15 protein-coding genes and 1 tRNA gene are annotated in these 18,670 nt (G+C 69.8%); 5 read left to right on the forward strand and 11 right to left on the reverse strand.

The window, feature by feature from the left end; translation table 11 throughout:
- The first annotated feature begins 1 nt into the window (after nt 1).
- Nucleotides 2-75, forward strand: a tRNA-Phe gene (locus D9T14_RS02015).
- A gap of 22 nt (nt 76-97) precedes the next feature.
- On the opposite strand, the gene D9T14_RS02020 is transcribed toward D9T14_RS02015, so the two are convergent.
- The 6 genes from D9T14_RS02020 to D9T14_RS02045 all read right to left on the reverse strand — a co-directional run bounded on the left by D9T14_RS02020 (nt 98) and on the right by D9T14_RS02045 (nt 6,611).
- On the reverse strand, nt 98-1,396 hold the full coding sequence (locus D9T14_RS02020) for an alpha/beta hydrolase (protein ID WP_119160917.1): 1,299 nt from the start codon (nt 1,394-1,396) through the stop codon (nt 98-100).
- Between the two features lie 16 nt (nt 1,397-1,412).
- A complete protein-coding gene (locus D9T14_RS02025; protein ID WP_119160916.1) occupies nt 1,413-1,613 on the reverse strand; it encodes a DUF3073 domain-containing protein in 201 nt (66 codons plus the stop codon).
- A gap of 152 nt (nt 1,614-1,765) precedes the next feature.
- Nucleotides 1,766-2,824, reverse strand: a complete 1,059-nt coding sequence (purM, locus tag D9T14_RS02030) for a phosphoribosylformylglycinamidine cyclo-ligase (RefSeq protein ID WP_119160915.1) — start codon at nt 2,822-2,824, stop codon at nt 1,766-1,768.
- A complete protein-coding gene (gene purF / locus D9T14_RS02035) occupies nt 2,821-4,350 on the reverse strand; it encodes an amidophosphoribosyltransferase (protein WP_119160914.1) in 1,530 nt (509 codons plus the stop codon). Before purF ends, purM begins: the two co-directional genes overlap by 4 nt.
- A 72-nt stretch (nt 4,351-4,422) precedes the next feature.
- Nucleotides 4,423-5,187 (reverse strand): hypothetical protein, encoded by a 765-nt coding sequence (locus tag D9T14_RS02040; RefSeq protein WP_119160913.1) that lies wholly within the window; start codon nt 5,185-5,187, stop codon nt 4,423-4,425.
- Between the two features lie 80 nt (nt 5,188-5,267).
- Complete coding sequence (locus tag D9T14_RS02045) at nt 5,268-6,611, reverse strand: NAD(P)/FAD-dependent oxidoreductase (protein ID WP_119160912.1); 1,344 nt, start codon at nt 6,609-6,611, stop codon at nt 5,268-5,270.
- A 251-nt stretch (nt 6,612-6,862) separates the two neighbouring features.
- Between D9T14_RS02045 and D9T14_RS02050 the strand changes: the two genes are divergently transcribed.
- The 3 genes from D9T14_RS02050 (at nt 6,863) to D9T14_RS02060 (ending at nt 9,478) form a co-directional block, all read left to right on the forward strand.
- Entirely contained in the window at nt 6,863-7,132 is a 270-nt protein-coding gene (locus D9T14_RS02050) for an ACT domain-containing protein (RefSeq protein ID WP_119160911.1), read from the forward strand.
- A 3-nt stretch (nt 7,133-7,135) separates the two neighbouring features.
- Nucleotides 7,136-8,485, forward strand: a complete 1,350-nt coding sequence (locus D9T14_RS02055; protein WP_119160910.1) for a PFL family protein — start codon at nt 7,136-7,138, stop codon at nt 8,483-8,485.
- Between the two features lie 351 nt (nt 8,486-8,836).
- Nucleotides 8,837-9,478 carry a P-loop nucleotide/nucleoside kinase family protein gene (locus D9T14_RS02060; protein ID WP_119160909.1) on the forward strand — a complete coding sequence of 214 codons (642 nt, stop codon included), beginning with the start codon at nt 8,837-8,839 and terminating at the stop codon, nt 9,476-9,478.
- On the opposite strand, the gene D9T14_RS02065 is transcribed toward D9T14_RS02060, so the two are convergent.
- Genes D9T14_RS02065 through purL form a run of 5 tightly spaced genes read right to left on the reverse strand, consistent with a single transcriptional unit; the run spans nt 9,473 to nt 16,006 of the window.
- On the reverse strand, nt 9,473-11,140 hold the full coding sequence (locus tag D9T14_RS02065) for a formate--tetrahydrofolate ligase (RefSeq protein WP_119160908.1): 1,668 nt from the start codon (nt 11,138-11,140) through the stop codon (nt 9,473-9,475). The two genes, D9T14_RS02060 and D9T14_RS02065, sit on opposite strands and share 6 nt — an antisense overlap.
- 54 nt (nt 11,141-11,194) lie before the next feature.
- Nucleotides 11,195-12,079, reverse strand: coding sequence for a DUF1444 domain-containing protein (locus D9T14_RS02070; RefSeq protein ID WP_119160907.1), 885 nt, complete (start codon nt 12,077-12,079; stop codon nt 11,195-11,197).
- A complete protein-coding gene (locus D9T14_RS02075; RefSeq protein WP_119160906.1) occupies nt 12,069-12,335 on the reverse strand; it encodes a DnaJ family domain-containing protein in 267 nt (88 codons plus the stop codon). Before D9T14_RS02075 ends, D9T14_RS02070 begins: the two co-directional genes overlap by 11 nt.
- A 43-nt stretch (nt 12,336-12,378) precedes the next feature.
- A complete protein-coding gene (locus tag D9T14_RS02080; RefSeq protein WP_119160905.1) occupies nt 12,379-13,734 on the reverse strand; it encodes a dipeptidase in 1,356 nt (451 codons plus the stop codon).
- 7 nt (nt 13,735-13,741) lie between these two features.
- Nucleotides 13,742-16,006, reverse strand: a complete 2,265-nt coding sequence (purL, locus tag D9T14_RS02085) for a phosphoribosylformylglycinamidine synthase subunit PurL (RefSeq protein ID WP_119160904.1) — start codon at nt 16,004-16,006, stop codon at nt 13,742-13,744.
- Between the two features lie 214 nt (nt 16,007-16,220).
- On the opposite strand from purL, the gene D9T14_RS02090 reads away from it, so the two are divergent.
- On the forward strand, nt 16,221-18,670 hold a 2,450-nt coding region (locus D9T14_RS02090), incomplete at its 3' end, for a DUF6531 domain-containing protein (RefSeq protein ID WP_147434112.1).

Here is an 18,670-nt window from a genome sequence, read left to right on the forward strand (position 1 = left end):
AGGCCAGGTAGCTCAGTTGGTAGTAGCGTACGCCTGAAAAGTGTAAGGTCGGCGGTTCGACCCCGCCCCTGGCCACCCCGAGGCGAGCCGCAGCCGATCAGCCGCGGTTTTCTGTGCAACCGGTGTTCTCGGCCGGCTCGTCCCCCGCCTGACTCGTCCGGGGCCGCCTGAACCACGAGCCATGACGGCCCTTCCGCTGGGGCCACCATCCCCTCTGGTCGTCCTGCGCCGCCGTGCCGTCCCCGCCGTCAGGCTCGTCCGGGGCACCCCCGTCCGACCCGGGCACGGCACTGCGCGGTTTCCGCTCGCCGCCGGGCCGCTGGCCTCCGTGCTCCCCCCTGCTCTCCGACACCCCGGCGTCGGGGTCCTGCTGGACGGTTCCGGCCCCATCGTGGCGCAGGGTCTCGTGGTACTGCCCGATGAGGCCGGCCGGCAGCACGTAGGCACCGAGCCAGCGGGACATCTCCTCGAAGATCTGCCTTCGCACGGGTTCACGCGAGAGGACGAGGTCATGGACGCCTCCCGTGACACGGCGAATCGTCACCAGCGGCCCCAGGTCCGGTGCGGCGGAGCAGATGCGTTCGACGTCGAGCACGAGATCGGCCTCGTGCATGCCCTCGTTCCAGGTGCGCGAGAAGTCGCTCCTGGCGCTCGTCATGACGAGTACCGGGGTGTCGATGTGCAGGCCGGCGGCGACGCGGGCCTGGCCGGCCAGCACGGCCCTGCCCCAGCCCCAGCGGTGGACGAAGGCCGGATTGGACTTCAGGTCGAGCTCCCAGTCCCATTCGCCGTCCTCGTCGGCGCGCAGGGATCGGCGGTAGAAACCCGTGTCGACACCGGTTGCGAGCTCGGCGAGCGGACTCACGACCGAGATGGCGGCAGCGACCGGCGAGAGCATCCGCCACAGGGCCGGCGAGCCCTGCATGTCGAGCCATGGGGAGTTCAGGACGAGTCCCGCGAGCAGGCCGGGGCGACGGGACGCCCACAGGGCCCCGGTCAGCCCGCCCGTGGAGTGGCCCATGAAGGTGATGGGCGCACCGGGATGGTCCTCGTGGATGAACGCAACAGCCCGGTCGAGCTCGGACTCGTAGTGCGCCAGGTCGGTGACGTAGCCCGCGTACAGGCCCGGGACCAGGTTCCGCCCGTAGCGCCGCAGCTCGACGGCGTAGAAGTCGAAACCCTGCGCGTCGAACCAGTCGGCGAGATGCGTCTGGAAGAAGTAGTCGTTCCAGCCGTGCAGGTACAGGACCGCCCGAGCATGACGGGGCTCATTCCTGCGGACGAGGGTGGCCGTGAGTATCACCTCGGGTTCTCCCTCGGCGCGTCGTGCGCCGGGAATGGACCAGCTGCGCGCTTCGTAGCCCGCCAGCAGCGGGTCGGGGACCCATCCACTCATCGGGGCTCAGGCAGCCCTAGTCGGACTCGATGTCCTGTTCGTACTTCGCCGCGAGATCGGCGTAGTTGTCGGGAATCCTGTCGTGACTGGGCTCATCGTCGTGATGCTGCTTGCTCCGGAGCTCCCGCTCCAAGGAAGCGAAGTCTGTCTCGACCGAACGGTACTTCAGGTCCCTGGCCACCTTGGTCTGCTTCGCCTTTTGCCGGCCGCGCCCCATGTGGGTCGACCTCCTCGCTTGGTCCCTCGCGGCTGTGCCGCGGCATGATGAACAACTCTCGTGGGCCCTAGGCTACCCAATAGTTCGAGTCGTCACCAATTGGTCCTGCCCGATCCTGACAAGCAGTTCGGACCCTCGGCGGCGACATCGGCTCAGCTGCCCGGGTGCTCGCCGGTCAGCTCGACGCTCGCCGCCTGCTCGCAGGACTCGGCCCGGCCGCAGACCCAGCTCTCCAGGCCGAACCCGTCCAGCACGCGCTGGGCCTCGTCCACCTGGTCGGCGGGCAGCAGGGCCACCATGCCGACACCCATGTTGAGGGTCTCCTCGATGTCGCCCTGGCTGATCCCGCCGGTGGACTGGACGAGTTCGAAGACGGGCCCCGGGGTCCAGGTGGCCCGGTCGATGGTGACGCGCACGCCGTCCGGCACGACGCGGACGAGGTTGTTGGCCAGGCCGCCGCCGGTGATGTGGCTCATCGCGTGCACGGTGACGGCCTTGAGGAGCTCCATGATCTCGCCCGCGTAGACGTGCGTGGGTTCGAGGAGCTCCAGGCCCAGGCTGCGGCCGAACTCGGGGATCTCCCGGTCCAGCGGCAGCGCGGCGTCCTCGAGCAGGACGCGGCGCACCAGCGAGTAGCCGTTGGAGTGCAGCCCTGAGCTGGCCATGGCCAGGGCGACGTCGCCGTCGCGGACCAGCTCGGGGCCGAGCAGCTCGTCGGCCTCGACGACACCGGTCGTGGCGCCGGCCATGTCGTACTCGTCGGCGCCCATGAGACCCGGGTGCTCGGCGGTCTCGCCGCCGAGCAGCGCGCAGCCGGCCGCGACACAGGCGTCGGCGATCCCCCCGACGATGGCGGCGATGCGTTCGGGCACGACATGGCCGCAGGCGATGTAGTCGGTGAGGAACAGGGGTTCGGCTCCGCAGACGACGAGGTCGTCGACGAGCATGCCCACCAGGTCCCAGCCGATGGTGTCGTGGATGTCGAGGGCCTGGGCGAGCGCGACCTTGGTGCCCACGCCGTCGGTGCTCGTGGCGAGCAGCGGACGGCGGTAGGAGGCCAGGGCGGAGGCGTCGAACAGGCCCGCGAAACCACCGATGCCGCCGAGGACCTCGGGGCGTCTGGTGCGTGCCACGTGAGCCTTCATGAGCTCGACTGCGGCGTCCCCGGCATGGATGTCGACGCCCGCACGGGCGTAGGCGGACTGGGTCATGACTCATCTTCTCCACGGTCGAATTCGGCGTTGCTGTAGCTGGAGCAGGACGCGGGGGCCTCCTCGGCGTCGAGCCCCATCTCGGTGGCCGCCCCGTGGGGCACCGGGATCGGGTACTCGCCGTCGAAGCAGGCCCGGCACAGGTTCTCCTTGGGCACGTGGGTGGCCCGGATCAGTCCGGCGAGGCTCACATAGCCCAGGGAATCGGCCCCGAGGGACCGGCAGATCTCGTCGACCGACAGGCCCGGGGCGATGAGCTGGGCGCGCGTGGCGAAGTCGAGGCCGTAGAAGCAGGGCCATTCCAGTGGCGGCGAGGCGATCCGCACGTGCACCTGCGCGGCACCGGCCTCCCGCAACATGCGCACGAGCTGGCGCTGGGTGTTGCCGCGCACGATCGAGTCGTCGACGACGACGAGCCGACGCCCTTCGATGACATCGCGCAGGGGGTTCAGCTTGAGCCGGATGCCCATCTTGCGCAGGGACTGGGTGGGCTGGATGAAGGTGCGTCCGACGTAGGAGTTCTTCACCAGGCCGTTGCCGAAGGGTATGCCCGATGCGGCGGAGAAGCCGATGGCCCCGGGAATGCCCGACTCGGGGACGGGAATGACCAGGTCGGCGTCGGCCGGTTCCTCCTCGGCGAGGATCTTGCCGATCTTGACCCGCACGTTGTGGATGCGCCGGCCCGAGACGATCGTGTCGGGCCGGGCCACGTAGACGTACTCGAACAGGCAGCCCTTGGGGCGGGCCGGCGCGAAGCGCGTCGAGTGCAGACCTGACTCGTCGATGCGGAGCATCTCGCCGGGCTCCACCTCGCGGACGAAGGTGCCGCCGACGATGTCGATCGCGGCGGTCTCGGAGGCGACGACCCAGCCGCTCTCCAGACGGCCGAGCACCAGCGGGCGGACGCCCTGCGGGTCGCGCGCGGCGAAGAGGGTGTTCTCGTTGATGAACACCAGGCTGAAGGCGCCGACCAGGCGCGGCAGCAGGCTCGTGGCGACGTCCTGCAGCGGCTCGTCGTCCAGGGCCATCAGCGCGCTGACCAGGTGTGTGTCGTTGCTGGAGTCCATCTCGGACTTGTGCGGGACCCCGCCCGCGCCGGACCGCCCGAGACGTTTGGCCAGCAGGTCCTCCAGCTCGTCGGTGTTGGTGAGATTGCCGTTGTGTGCCAGCGCGAGCGAGCCGCGCGGTGTCGAGGCGAAGGTGGGCTGGGCGTTCCCCCAGACACTCGAACCGGTGGTCGAGTAGCGGGTGTGACCGACCGCCATGTGCCCGGTCAGGGATTTCAGGGTGGCCTCGTCGAAGACGTTGCTGACCAGGCCCATGTCCTTGAAGACCATGATCTGGGAGCCGTCCGAGACCGCGATGCCCGCCGACTCCTGACCGCGGTGCTGCAGCGCGAACAGGCCGTAGTAGGTGAGCCTGGCGGCGTCCTCGCCCGGCGCGAAGACACCGAAGACCCCGCACTCCTCCTGCGGCCTGTCATCGTCGTGTCGTGTCGTCACTGGGTCATCCGGGCGAAGAACCACGCGCTCAGCCTATCGTGGCGGCCCGGGACCGGCGCAGGAGGCCACGAGCGGGACGGGGCCGGGTGAGGGGGTTCACCGCAGGTAGACGACGGCGTTGTTGCCTCCGGTGCAGGTGGTGACCGAACCGGTCGCCACCACGCACGACATCGAGTAGGTCTTGTTCGTCACCGGGCTGGTCGCCGTGACCTGGACGGTGCCTTCGGCGGCGGAGGACGCCTTGAAGGCGGTCTCCACGTTGAGGGCGAACTGGCAGGAGGTCGACGAGTTGACCGCCACCGAGTCGCTGCACTGAGTGGCGCCGGCGGGGAAGGCGACCGGGGTGGGCGTCGGAGTGGGCGTGGGCGTGGGGCTCGGAGCGGCCGAGGAGGCCGCGGGGGCGTTCGCCGGCGCCGTCGCCTCGGGAGCCGCGTCCTGCCGGCTGCCCGCGCCGGCGAGGAGCAGGCCCAGCACGATGGTCAGGACGAGCAGGTGGGCCAGCCAGCCGAGCAGGAAGGCGACCCAGTAGCGTCCCGACGAGGCTCCCACCTCGCGGGCACGGTGCGCCGCCCCGGATGCCGGTGCCGCACCGAAGGGACCGAAGAGGAAGGAGAGGATCGCCGTCAGCCGCACGCTCGGTGGCCTGGTCGCCTCGGGGATGACCGGGATTCCAGGGCTGGTCGGCCAGTCCGCCTCGTCGTCGTGGCTCACCTGTTGCGGGCCGTAGCGGGCCTCGGAGAACTGCTGGGAGAAACTGCGCCCGGCCGAGGGATCGTAGGGCGCCCCGAAGCGGCTCTCGTCGTAGCCGTAGTCAGCGGGCCGGCGCTGATGGCGCGGCCACTGATCGGGATCGGTCGGCATGGCAGCACCCCCTCCACCTGCAGCGCCCGGACCCCTGGGCCCCGGGAGACCCATGCTACCCCGGCGGGGCCGGATAACAGCTAGTCAGATTTGCTTCGTGCCGCGTCCCCCGCGCCGGCCGCGTCGGGACGCTCGTCGACGATGTCCCCGATGATGCCCGAGGCCTGCTTGCTGAAGGTCAGATAGCGAGCCGCGAGGTTGATCATCGACTGCAGCCGGTTGCGCCCGCCGAGCAGGAAGTACAGGTGCAGGGCGACCCAGGCGATCCACGCGACGAAACCGGTGAAGTCGATCTTCAGGCCATGGAACCTGGCCATCTGGACGACGGCGGCATTGCGGCCGATGGTGGCCATCGTGCCCTTGTCGAAGTACGAGAACTTCTCTGTCCGGCGCCCGGCCTCCAGGTTGATGATCTGCCTGGCAGCCCACACGCCCTCCTGCATGGCCGGCTGGGCGAGCTGCGGCAGCGGGTTGTCCTCGATGAGCGCGCCGTCACCGATGGCGAAGACGCGGTCCTGGCCCTTGACGCGCAGGTCGGGGCCGACGAGGATGCGACCGCCCCGACCGAGTTCCATGCCCCACTGCGCGACGTCCTTGTGCGCCCCGACGCCGGCCGCCCAGATGACCAGGTCGGCGGGCAGGGTGGAGCCGTCCTTCAGCAGGACGGAGTCCTCGCGGATCTCGGCGATGGCCGTCGTGGTACGGACGTCGACGCCGCGACGATGCAGCTGGCGGCGCGTGTAGTGACGCAGCCTGGCGTCGAACGGCATGAGCAGGTGCTCGGCCATCTCGACCAGGGTGACGTGGACCCGGTCGATCGCCACGTCGGGGAAGATCGCGGGGATGCCCACGGACTTCATCTCGGCGAGGGTGCCGGCCATCTCGACGCCGGTGGGGCCGCCACCGACGACGATGACGTCGAAGTTCTTCTGCGGGTTGGTGTCGAGGGCCTCCAGGTTCGACAGGATGACGTCGCGTGTCCTCACCGAGTCGGTGCGGGTGTAGATGGTGTAGGCGTGCTCCTCGGCGCCGGGGGTGCCGAAGTAGTTGGCGCCGACGCCCTGGGCGAAGATCAGGTAGTCGTAGTCGATCGGGCCGCCGTTGTCGCACTCGACGCGCCGGCCCTCGAAGTCGACCCCGGTGACCTTGGCGCGCCGGAACCGGCAGTTGGGGGTGCGCGCGGCGAAGGACCGCAGCCGGTAGGTGACGTCGCCGGGGTTCAGTCCCCCGGTGGCCACCTGGTAGAGCAGGGGCTGGAAGGTCGTGTAGGGGTTCTTGTCGACGATGACGACGCGGGCCCCGGCCTTGCCGAGGACTCGGGCGGCGTTGGTGCCGCCGAAACCACCGCCGACGATGACGACCCGGGGCCCCTGGCCAGGTTCGAACGGGTCATCCGTCGTGCGGAAGATGGACGGGATGTTCATCAGGACTGAACCCTCCTGCTCGTCGGACCGTCGCGGGCCCCTGCCGGCCCGCGCCCAATCAAACCATCCCCCGGGCACGAGGACCGGCCGTTCAGCCGCCGTTCACGCTCAGCGGAGCCTTTCCAATAACTTAGGCTAGCCTAATCCAAAATCCGTGGTGAGGTCCGACGGGGACGGGGCGGGCGCCGCCCGGCCGGGGTCGTCCCCCGCGTGCCGTCCTGACCGCGAGGCGGCGCCGGTAGGGTTGGCGCATGATTGCGATCCTCACCGTGACGGGCCTCGACCACACGGGCATCGTGGCCGCGGTCAGCACGCGGCTGGCCGAGCTCGACGTCAACCTGTGCAACATCTCGCAGACGATCATGGGCGACTACTTCACCATGATCGCCCAGTGCGAGTTCGACGAGCAGGCTCACCCGATCGAGTCCCTGCAGAGTGATCTCAAGGCCGTCGGCGACGAGCAGCAGGTGGTCATCCGCCTGCAGTCCGAGGCCATCTTCCGCGCGATGCACGAGCTGTGAACCATGGACACCGAACACGAGATCCTCGAGACCATCGAGATGATCGAGGAGTACCGCCTCGACATCCGCACCGTGACGATGGGCATTAACCTGCTCGACTGCGCCGACCCCGACCCGCGGGTCGCCTGTGAGCGGATCTACGACCGCATCGTCTCGACCGCCAGCCGGCTGGTGCCCGTCGCCAAGGGCATCGAGGCCGAACTCGGCATCCCCATCATCAACAAGCGCATCTCGGTGACCCCCATCTCGCTGGTCGCCGGCGCCAGCCGCACCGAGGACTACAGCTGCTTCGCCACGGCGCTGGACAGGGCGGCCCACGAGGTCGGCGTCGACTTCCTCGGCGGCTTCTCCGCGCTGGTCCAGAAGTCGCGCAGCGCAGCCGACCGTCACCTCATGGACTCGCTGCCGCAGGCCCTGGCCACGACCGATGTGGTCTGCTCCTCGGTGAACATCGGCTCGACCAGGGCCGGCGTCAACATGAGCGCCGTGGGCCGCATGGGCGAGCTCATCCGCGAGATCGCCGACCGCACCGCCGGCATGGGGTGCGCCAAGCTCGTCGTCTTCTGCAACGCGGTCGGCGACAACCCGTTCATGGCCGGCGCCTTCCACGGGGTCGAGGAGGGCGACGTCTGCATCAACGTGGGCGTCTCCGGTCCCGGTGTCGTCAAACGCGCCCTCGACAAGGTACCGGAGGCGAGTTTCGGCGGCATGGCCGAGACGATCAAGAAGGCCGCCTTCAAGGTCACCCGGATGGGCCAGCTCGTCGGCACGATGGCGGCCGAGCGGCTGGGCGTGCCGTTCGGCATCGTCGACCTCTCGCTGGCCCCCACCGCCGCCATCGGCGACTCGGTGGCAGAGATCCTTGAGACGATGGGCGTCGGCACCGTCGGCGGGCACGGCACGACCGTGGCGCTGGCCCTGCTCAACGATGCCGTGAAGAAGGGCGGCCTGATGGCCTGCTCGCACGTCGGCGGCCTGTCCGGCTCCTTCATCCCGGTCAGCGAGGACGCCGGCATGATCGACGCGGTCAACAGCGGCGTGCTCGGCCTCGACAAGCTCGAGGCCATGACCTCGATCTGCTCGGTCGGGCTCGACATGATCGCGATCCCCGGCGACACCCCCGCCACGACGATCGCCGCGATGATCGCCGACGAGGCCGCCATCGGCATGATGAACAACAAGACGACCGCGGTCCGCATCATTCCCGTCCCGGGCGCGGCGGTCGGCGACGACATCGACTTCGGTGGCCTGCTCGGGCACGCCCCGGTCATGGCGGTCCACCGCAGTGATGCCGCAGGGCTCATCGGCCGGGGCGGACGGCTGCCCGCGCCCGTGCACAGCTTCCGCAGCTGACCGCAGGGCGGCGCCGGGCGGTTCCCCGTGATGCGCGCGGGCTCGCGGGTGCCGCGTCCTGACGCCGGCCTCGGGCGCGCCTCCCGCGACGCGCGAGGGCCCGGTGCCTGGGACCTCCATGTCCGCAAACCTGCCCATGCGCTTCCCGCGACGCGCGGGGGCCCGGTCTACCCCAGCGCCTCATCTCACGAAGCAGCACCGCGCCTCCCGCGACGCGCAAGGGCCCGGTGCCTGGACGTGGCCGCGCCTGCCGGCCAGGCCCTTCCGTGATCCGCGCGGACTCGCAAGTAGGGGTGCAGAGTTCTCCGGTTCCATTTCTGCTCCGCCTGCCAGCCCTGGCAGACTGGGGCCATGCTCATCGCCATGTCGGGCCTTCAGGCCACCGGGAAGACGTACGTCTCGACCGAGCTGGCGTCCCGGATGAACGCGGTGCGCATCGGCGTCCCCGGGATCGAGTCGGCCCTGGCCGCGGCCGGCCTGTGGCGCAATCAGGCCACCGGGCTCGCCGCCTACCTGGCGGCCCAGTCGGTCGCCCGGGAGAACCTCGTCACCGGCCACGACGTCATCATCGACGCGGCGAACTACACCAAGGCCAGTCGGCAGCTGTGGACGGATCTGGCGAGCGAGACGGGCACCGACCTGCTGTTCCTCATCACCGTCTGCTCCGACTCGGCGATGCACCAGGAACGTGTCCGGGCCCGACAGCACGGCGCCCCCTCGACCAGGATCACCTGGGATGAGGTCGCCGAGCGCAATGCCCACACCGAGATGTGGGGCTCCGAGCCGCGGGTGGCGCTCGACACGGCCCGCGAGATCGACTTCGACCACACGGTCACGATGGTGCGCTGCTTCGGCGGCGAGGCCGAGCCGGTGCGCACCGCGCCGCGTTACCGGGCGGCCCGGCGCGCGGCCGAGGAACCCGACGAGCAGCCGCTGAACGGGTTCGCCGTGCCCGCCCCGGAGCCGCGGAGCGCCGCCCGGCTCATGTCATGACAGGCCGGTGATCCGGCCGTCCGGGTCGATGTCCATGCCGAGGGCGGCCGGCCGCTTGGGCAGCCCCGGCATCGTCATGATGTCCCCGGCGAGGCCGACGACGAATCCGGCACCGGCGCGCACGCTCAGTTCGCGCAGGCTGATGGTGAAGCCGCGCGGCGCCCCCAGCAGTGCTGCGTCGTCGCTGAACGAGTACTGCGTCTTGGCGATGCACACCGGCAGGTCGTCGAAGCCCTGGGCGCTGAGGCGTTCGAGCTGGCGCCTGGCCTCGGGCGCGTACTCGACGCCGTCGGCACGGTAGATCTCGCGGGCGATGATCTCGATCTTGCCGCGCAGGCTCGATTCGCTGTCGTAGATCGGGGCGAACTCGCTGGGCTGCTCGCACAGCTCGGCGACCGCCTCGGCCAGCTCGACGCCCCCGGCGCCGCCGTCGGCGAAGACGGTGGAGGTGACGGCCCGGACGCCCAGTTCGGCGCACCGCTCGCGCACCAGCGCGGTCTCGGCGGCCGTGTCGGCGGGGAACGCATTGAGCGCCACGACGACGGGGACACCGTACTTGGCGATGTTGTCGAGGTGCTGCTCCAGGTTCGCCATGCCCTCCTCGAGGGCGGTCAGATTCTCGGCGTCCAGGTCCTGCTTGGCCACTCCCCCGTTGAACTTCAGGGCGCGGATCGTGGCGACGAGGACGACGGCGTCGGGCGCGAACCCGGCGCTCGGGCAGACGATGTCGAGGAACTTCTCGGCCCCCAGGTCCGCCCCGAAGCCGGCCTCGGTGATCGTGTAGTCGGCCAGCTTGAGCCCCATGCGGGTGGCCAGCACCGAGTTGCAGCCGTGGGCGATGTTGGCGAACGGGCCGCCGTGGATGAGCGCCGGGGTGTTCTCGGTGGTCTGCACCAGGTTCGGTTTGATGGCGTCCTTGAGGAGCAGGGCCATGGCGCCGGTGGCGCCGAGCCGCTCGACGGTGACCGGCTCCTGGTCGTAGGTGTAGGCCGGGATGATGCGGCCCAGGCGCGCCTTGAGGTCGTCGAACCCGGTGGCCAGGCAGAGGACGGCCATGATCTCGCTGGCGACGGTGATGTCGTAGCCGCTCTGGCGGGGTACCCCGTCGACGCGGCGGCCCAGCCCGACGACGATCTGCCGCAGGGCGCGGTCGTTCATGTCGACGACTCGACGCAGTTCCACGCGCTGTGGGTCGATGTTCAGCGGGTTGCCCTGGTGGATCGAGTTGTCGATGAGGGCGGCGAGCAGATTGTGCGCGGCGCCGATGGCGTGCATGTCGCCGGTGAAGTGCAGGTTGATGTCCTCCATCGGCAGTACCTGCGCGTAGCCGCCGCCGGCCGCGCCGCCCTTCACCCCGAAGCACGGGCCCATCGAGGGTTCGCGCAGCGTGGTGATGGCCTTCCGGCCGGTCCGGTTGAGCGCCATCGCCAGACCGACGTTGGTGGTCGTCTTGCCCTCCCCCGCGGGTGTGGGATTGATGGCGGTGACCAGGACGAGTTTGCCGTCGGGGCGCCCGGCGAGCCGGTCGAGCAGGCCGAGGGAGAGTTTGGCCTTGTCGTGGCCGTATGGCTCGTACTCGGTCTCGTCGATGCCCAGGGACTGGGCGATGGCGGCGATGGGTTCCAGGGCCGTCTCCTGGGCGATCTGGACGTCGGTCTTCATTGCGTCTCCTCTCGTCAATGACGGACCCGGATGGTCTGCCGGACACGTCGGTCACTACCCCAGGGCCGCCCGCAGCGCGGCTGAGAACGGGCCCTGGTCGAGCACGGCGGGCATCCCGTCGGGGTCGGTCCTGGTGATCTGCTGGGTGTCGCCGTCGGGGCCGATGAAGAACAGTTGGGGTGTGAGGGGGTGCGGGTCCGACTCGTAGTGCGACACGGCGAACGGCACCATGGCGTTGAGCGCGACGACCAGGCCGGGACCGCGAATGACGTGTATGAGCATGGCCTCCTGGGCGGGTACCGCGACGACGATCCCGATGGTGCCGCGGGCGAAGTCCGGGATCACTGTGTCGAGGACGCCGAGTCGGCCGGCCACGTAGGGGTCTGGGGCGGTGATGAGCGTGACGATCGAGTCGGGCTGGTTCTGGGAGAGGACCGAGTGGTTCTGGAAGAACGGGGCGCGCGCGAGGTTCCGCCTGCCGAGGTCGAGCATGCCGGCAGAACCGCCCAGTGGTCGAGTGCGTTCGTTGTCCGCGACGATCTTCTCAACGCGGTTCGGGTGGTCGACCGCCGGGATGAGGACAATGCCGGGCAGCACCTCGTCGACGGAGGAGAGGCAGTGCTCCGGGACCGCTGCACGCTGCGTACAGGACAGGAAGACACTGGCCGGGTCGATCGGCTCCTCACGGCGTTCTGGAGTGACGAGCATTTCGGCGAAGAAGGCGTCGACGACCTGCGCCCAGCGTTCGGTCGGCTCCTCGCGCAGCATGCGCGCCAAGCCGTTGACCCTGGTGACTCCTCCCTCGTATCGGAAAGTGCCGTCACCGTCGTAGCCGGCCCGTACGCCGCGGGCCGTGATGCTGCCGGTGCACAGTCTGATGAACTGCTGGTAGCTCTGCGGGCTCATCCAGGCGGCCCATTCGGGCACCTCACCGACCATCGTCGTCCTCCTTGTAGCGGCCGGCCTGCTGCTCGGCCGCCCGCTCGCCGCGCATCGCCCGGAGCGCGCGCAGATGGGCGGGCAGAACGCCCGAGAGATCCTCCCGCTCGAGGCGTTCCACGATCCAGGGCTTCTCCGCGCCGGGTCGCCCCAGGTCGATGGGACGACCAGTGTAGGGGTTGTTGTCGAACTCGCCGCGCTCGATCGCCTCGCGGACGAGACGTTCTGGGTAGCTCTCGAACCTGGGCGTGCTCACGGCATCCGTCCTGGGCCGGGTGAAGGGCTCGTCGCCGCGCGGCTCATCGGCCCAACCGGTCGAGGAAGAGGGCCTCTGCCCGGCAGGCGCGCCCGAAGTCGCCCAGTTCGAGCGACTCGTCGATGCCGTGCATGCGGCAGTCGGGGTCGGCGACCGCGGTGCACAGCACCGTGGCCTGCGGGAAGGCCTCCTGGAAGGAGGCGATCATGCCGATGGTGCCGCCGGTGCCGACGCAGACGGGTTCGCTGCCGTAGGCCTCGCCGTAGGCGGCGCGGGCCTGCTCGGCGATCGGCCCCTCGAAGGGCACGGTCGACGGGTTGGCGGCCTCGGCGTTGGACACGGCGACCCGCACGCCCCAGGGGGCGTGCTCGCGGACGTGCCTGGACAGGCACTCGACCGCGTTCTCGCGGGTGTCGCCGGGGGCGATGCGCAGGCTGACGCGGGCCCTCGCGGTGTCGATGAGCACATTGGAGCTCGCAGCGATCGGGGTGGTGTCCATGCCGATGACGCTGACCGCGGGCTTGGCCCACAGCCGGTCGACGACCGGGCCGGTGCCGATGAACTCGACGCCGTCGAGGACGCCGGTCTCGGCCCGCAGCCGGTCGAGCGGGTAGTCGAGCCGCTCGTCGGCGGCACCGCTCACGAGCCCGGCGACGGCCACGTCGCCGTTCTCGTCGTGCAGGGTGGCGAGCAGGCGGCACAGCGCGGTGAGGGCGTCGGGGACGACACCGCCGAACTCGCCGGAGTGGATGGGCCGGACCAGCGAGCTGACCTCGATGACGAGGTCGGCGACGCCGCGCAGCGAGGTGGTGAAGGCCGGCACGCCGATCTGCCAGTTGCCGCAGTCGGCGATGACGTAGGCGTCGGCGGCCAGCTCGTCCCGGTGGGCGGCGAGCAGCGCGTCGAGGCTCGGCGAGCCGATCTCCTCCTCGCCCTCGAACAGGACGGTGACGCCGACCGGGGGCCGGCCGTCGAAGGCGCGCAGCACGGCCAGGTGCATGGCCAGGCCGCCCTTGTCGTCGGCGGTGCCGCGGCCGTACAGGCGGCCGTCGCGCTCGGTGGCCACGAAGGGATCGGTGCCCCACTTGTCGAGCTCGCCGGTGGGCTGGACGTCGTAGTGCGAGTACAGGCAGACGGTGGGTCTGCCCTCGGGAGCCGGCCAGTGGGCCAGGACGGCGGGTTTGCCGCCGGCCTCGACCGTGCGCACGTCGGACCAGCCGAGCCGCCTGATCGCCTCGACGAGGTAGCCGGCCATGGCCGTCACGTCGCCGGCGTGCTGAGGCTGGGAGCTGATCGAGGGGATCGCGACCATTGCGGCGAGGTCGTCGAGGGCTGGGCGCACCTGGGCGGCGGCCGCCTCGAGGATGCGGGCGTCGCGGGCGTCATCGGCTGCTGCCATGGGCGGTTCAGGCCTCCTGCATCGCGTTCGGGATGGTCGCGGCCCAGGCGTCGCGGATCTGGTTCAGCGGCAGCGAGAACAAGCCCTCGACGACCAGTTCGGCACCGCCGGTGACCTCGCCGATGCGGGTGGCCGGCAGGTCGTGCTCGGCGCACAGGGCGGCCAGGACGTCGTACTGGCCGGGGGCGACCGAGACGATGGCCCGGGCCGGGCTCTCGCTGAACAGCTCGGCGCAGGGGTCGAGCTCGCCCGGCAGGGTCACGGCGGCGCCGAGGCCCTTGCGCAGGCAGCTGTCGACGAGGGACTGGGCCAGGCCGCCCTCGGACAGGTCGTGGGCGCTGGTGAGGATGCCGGCGCCGGCGGCGGCCCGGCACACCCTGGCCAGGGCCTTCTCGGCCGGGAAGTCGGGGAACGGGGGCAGCCCGCCGAGGTGGTGGTCGTGCATGACGTCGGCCCACACCGAGCCGCCGAGCTCCTGCTTCGTCGTGCCGAGCAGGACGATCGCGTCGCCCGGGTTGGCGAAACCCATCGGGGTGCGGGTGCGCACGTCGTCGATGACGCCGAGCATGCCCACGAGCGGGGTCGGCAGGATGTTCTGGCCGCCGGTCTGGTTGTAGAGGCTGACGTTGCCGCCGGTGACGGGGGTGCCGAGCTCGGCGCAGCCGTCGACGAGGCCCTTGATGGCCTCGACGAGCTGCCACATGACCTCGGGGTCCTCCGGCGAGCCGAAGTTGAGGCAGTCGGTGATGGCGACGGGTTCGGCGCCGGTGACGGCCACGTTGCGGTAGCTCTCGCTCAGCGCCAGCTGGGCGCCCAGGTAGGGGTTGAGGTAGGTGTAGCGGCCGTTGGCGTCGGTGGACAGCGCGATGCCGAGGTTGGTGTCCTCGTCGATGCGGATCATGCCGGCGTCCTCGGGCTGGGCCAGGACGGAGTTGCCGCGCACGAAACGGTCGTACTGGTCGGTGACCCAGCTCTTGTCGGCCAGGTTGGGGCTGGAGACGACCGCGAGCAGCGTCTCGGCGAGTTCCTCGCCGGAGCCGGGGCGCGGCAGGTCGTTGGCGTGGTCGGCGTTGACGGCGTCGATCCAGCCGGGGCGGGCCTGCGGGCGGTCGTAGGTGGGGCTGTCGTGGGCGACCGTGTGCGGGTCGACGTCGACGATGGTCTGCCCGTGCCAGTCGATGGTGAGGCGGTCGCCGTCGGTGACCTCACCGATGATCGTCGCCTGGACGTCCCATTTCGCGCAGATCTGCATGAATCGGTCGACGTCGCCGGGCTCGACGACGGCCATCATGCGCTCCTGCGACTCGCTCATGAGGATCTCCTCGGGCGTCATCGTGGAGTCGCGCAGCGGGACGAGGTCGAGCTCGCAGTGCATGCCGCCGTCGCCGGCGCTGGCCAGCTCGCTGGTGGCGCAGCTGATGCCGGCGGCACCGAAGTCCTGCAGGGCCGTGACGACGCCGGCGTGGAAGAGCTCCAGGGTGCACTCGATGAGGAGCTTCTCCATGAAGGGGTCGCCCACCTGGACGCTGGGCCGCTTCTGCGGGCCGTCGGCCTCGAAGGTCTCCGAGGCCAGCACCGAGGCGCCGCCGATGCCGTCGGCTCCGGTGGAGGCGCCGTAGAGGATCACCTTGTTGCCCGCGCCGGTGGCCTTCGCGAAGGCCAGGTCCTCGTGCCGCATGACGCCCACGCACAGGGCGTTGACGAGCGGGTTCCCGTAGTAGGAGGCGTCGAAGACGAGTTCCCCGCCGATGTTGGGCAGGCCCAGGCAGTTGCCGTAGCCGCCCACGCCCGCGACGACGCCGGGCAGCACGCGGGCGGTGTCGGGGGCGTCGAGCGCGCCGAAGCGCAGGGCGTCCATGACGGCGATGGGGCGGGCCCCCATGGCCATGATGTCGCGGACGATGCCGCCGACGCCGGTCGCCGCACCCTGGTAGGGCTCGACGTAGCTCGGGTGGTTGTGGGACTCGGCCTTGAAGGTGACCGCGTAGCCCTGGCCGATGTCGACGGCGCCGGCGTTGTCGCCGATGCCGGCCAGTAGCGGGCCGCGCGGGGTGGTCTGCGGCAGGGCGGAGAAGCGGGACAGGTGCAGCTTGCTCGACTTGTAGGAGCAGTGCTCGGACCACATCACCGAGTACATGGCCAGTTCGGCGCCGGTGGGGCGTCGGCCGAGCAGTTCCCTGATGCGGGCGTACTCGTCGGCCTTGAGGCCGAGCTCGGCCCACGGCTGGTCCACGTCGGGCGTCGTGCGTGCGTTCTCAACGGTGTCAACCACGGCACCAATCTAGCGGCACGCGGCTAGGGACCGCGCAGGCACCATGGGTGACGTCGTATCCCCATATCCCGCTTTACCCTTGGGGGTTGTCCCTGATCACACACTGAGTTGGGCCGGTCGGATCAGGTGGTGGGGGTGACAGTGTGGGTGGCCGGGTCTAGCGTTCATGTCCGGTGGCCGTGCATCCCCTATGCGGCTGCTGTGAGGTGTTCTGATGAGTTCGGGCGATCTTGGTGCGTATGACGAGCCGGTGCCGTTTGATGATGGTGCGGCTGACACGTTGAAGTCTGCTGCGACGGCTCTGTCGGGCACGCTGAAGGATCAGACGACATCGCGGTCGGGGTGGGCTTCGACCGCGTTGGCGGAGTTTCGGGGTCATTACGCGGATGTGTTCGAGTCGAATGCGAAGGCCGCGTCGACGGACTGCACGAGTATTGCTTCGGCGCTGGATGATCTGGCTGCCGAGGTGGAGGCACTGAAGGAGGCCGCGGCGGCCGAGCGGGAGCGTCGCCGGAAGGCGAAGGAGTGGGCCGACCGGCAGGAAAAAGAATGGGCTATCAAGAGCTGGTGGGATGATCGGGTAGGGACGGACAAGCCGCCTGTGGGCGCGGAGCATGTCCCCATGCCGGAGCCTCATGATCCGGTGACGACTCCGTGGTCTGAGCCGGCTCCGGGTGCCGCTGGTGGGGTGTCGTCGGCGTGTCCTGATGATCTGCGGGCGTATTCGTCGAACGTGTCGGGTGCGAATGACACTGTGGTGACGCAGAAGGGCACCCTGGAGGGGGCGATCACCGATTTCGCCGACAAGTGCTCCTGGTGCAAGATCAACACCTCTGGGATCACGACCGCGCTGGCCTCGTTCGAGACGAACAACACCAACGAGGTCAACTGGGTCAACACCGTCGCTGCGGCGTTCGAAGCGGCCGGCGGTTCGGGTGAGATCAGTGAGGTGTCCGACGCCGCCTTGGCCGCTTCCCTTGCTGCTGCTGGTGTGGCGGAGACTCGTAGGCCGTTGGACGTTCAAGCGCCGTCGATTCAGGGGGATCCGCAGACGTCGGGGTACGCCGATGATCCGGTGAACACCACGACGGGGAATTTCGTGGAGCCGGAGACCGATCTGTCCTTCAGTGGTGGGGCGGCGAGTCTGGTGTTCTCGCGGATGTACAACTCCTTGTCGGCGAGTGTGGGGGTGTTCGGTCCGGGCTGGGCGTCGACAGCGGACGAACACCTGCTCGTGGACGGTGAGGGCGCGGTGTGGGTGCAGGCCTCTGGCCGGCACGTCGTGTTCCCGAGGCTTGCCGATGGCTGGGACCGGGCTGACGGGGACAGCTTCTGGCTCACCGCGGTCACCGACACCGGCATCGCCGCCGCTGAGGCCGCCACTACTGGCGGTGACACTACTGCTGTTGGTGGTGGTGGGTTTGTGGTGTCGGACAATCAGGGTGGCCGGTGGTGTTTCGATGCTGCGGGCCGTCCGGCCTGGGTGTCTCGTGGTGCGGGGACGCGGGTGGAGTATGAGTGGGCTGGTGGCCGGCTGGTCGGGTTGTGGCATGAGTGGGGCCGCAGCATCCGGCTCGAATGGAACCCCGAGGGCAGCCGCGTGGTGGCCTTGGTGGCCAGTGATGGCCGCCGGGTGGACTACACATACGACGAGTCGGGCCGTCTGGTCGGCGCTACCGGTGATGGTGGTGCGACACGCTCGTACGCGTGGAATGAGCAGGGCCTGATCTGTCGGGTTACGGATGCTGATGGTGTGGTGGAGGCCGAGAACACGTACAACCGGCTCGGCCAGGTGGTGTCGCAGCGGTCGGCGTTCGGACGGGTCTCGCACTACAGCTATCTGCCGGGTGGTGTGACGCAGGTCGCTGACGCGGACGGGTCGAGGGCGAACACGTGGGTTCATGACCGGAAGGGCCGTCTGGTCGGGATGATCGATGCGGACGGGAACCGGCAGAGTATTGGCTGGGACCGGTGGGGCAACCGGGTGCAGGTGACCGGCCGGGATGGGCGGGCCACGATCTGCCGGTATGACGGGCGTGGCCGGCTGGCCACCCGGGTGGAGGAGACCGGCGCCCGGTCGGACTACGAGTACGACGACGCGGACCGGGTGGTGCGGGTCAGTGTCACCACCAGCGACAACCAAGGCGGGCCGGCCGGCGACACCGGCGACGACGACCAGGCGGGGCCTGCGGTTACGACGTACGAGTACTCCGGTTCGGACCGGAATCCTTCGGTGGTGACCGATCCTGGGGGCGGGGTGTCTCGTCTGGTGTGGGACAGGAATTTGTTGGTCGGGGTGACGGATCCTGCGGGTGTGCGGGTGCGGTTGGGTTATGACGAGCATGGTGATCTGGTGTCGTCGACGAACGCGGCAGGGGATACGGCCCGGCTTGTGCGTGATGGGGCCGGGCGGGTCACAGCGGCTGTGACGCCGTTGGGGTATCGGACTGAGTTCCGCTACGACGGGGCGGGGCGGCTGGTCTCGCGCCGGGATCCGGACGGGGCGACCTGGCGGTTCGAGCACACCGCTGGTGGCCGGTTGACCGCTGAGGTGGATCCGGATGGGTATCGGACCTGTTATGGGTACGGGTCTCATGGTGAGCGGGTTGAGCGTGTTGACGCGTTGGGCACCTGTGCGCGGACGGTGTGGGACGATGTGGGCAA

The organism is Propionibacterium australiense, from assembly GCF_003666605.1.
Classification (GTDB): domain Bacteria; phylum Actinomycetota; class Actinomycetes; order Propionibacteriales; family Propionibacteriaceae; genus Propionibacterium; species Propionibacterium australiense.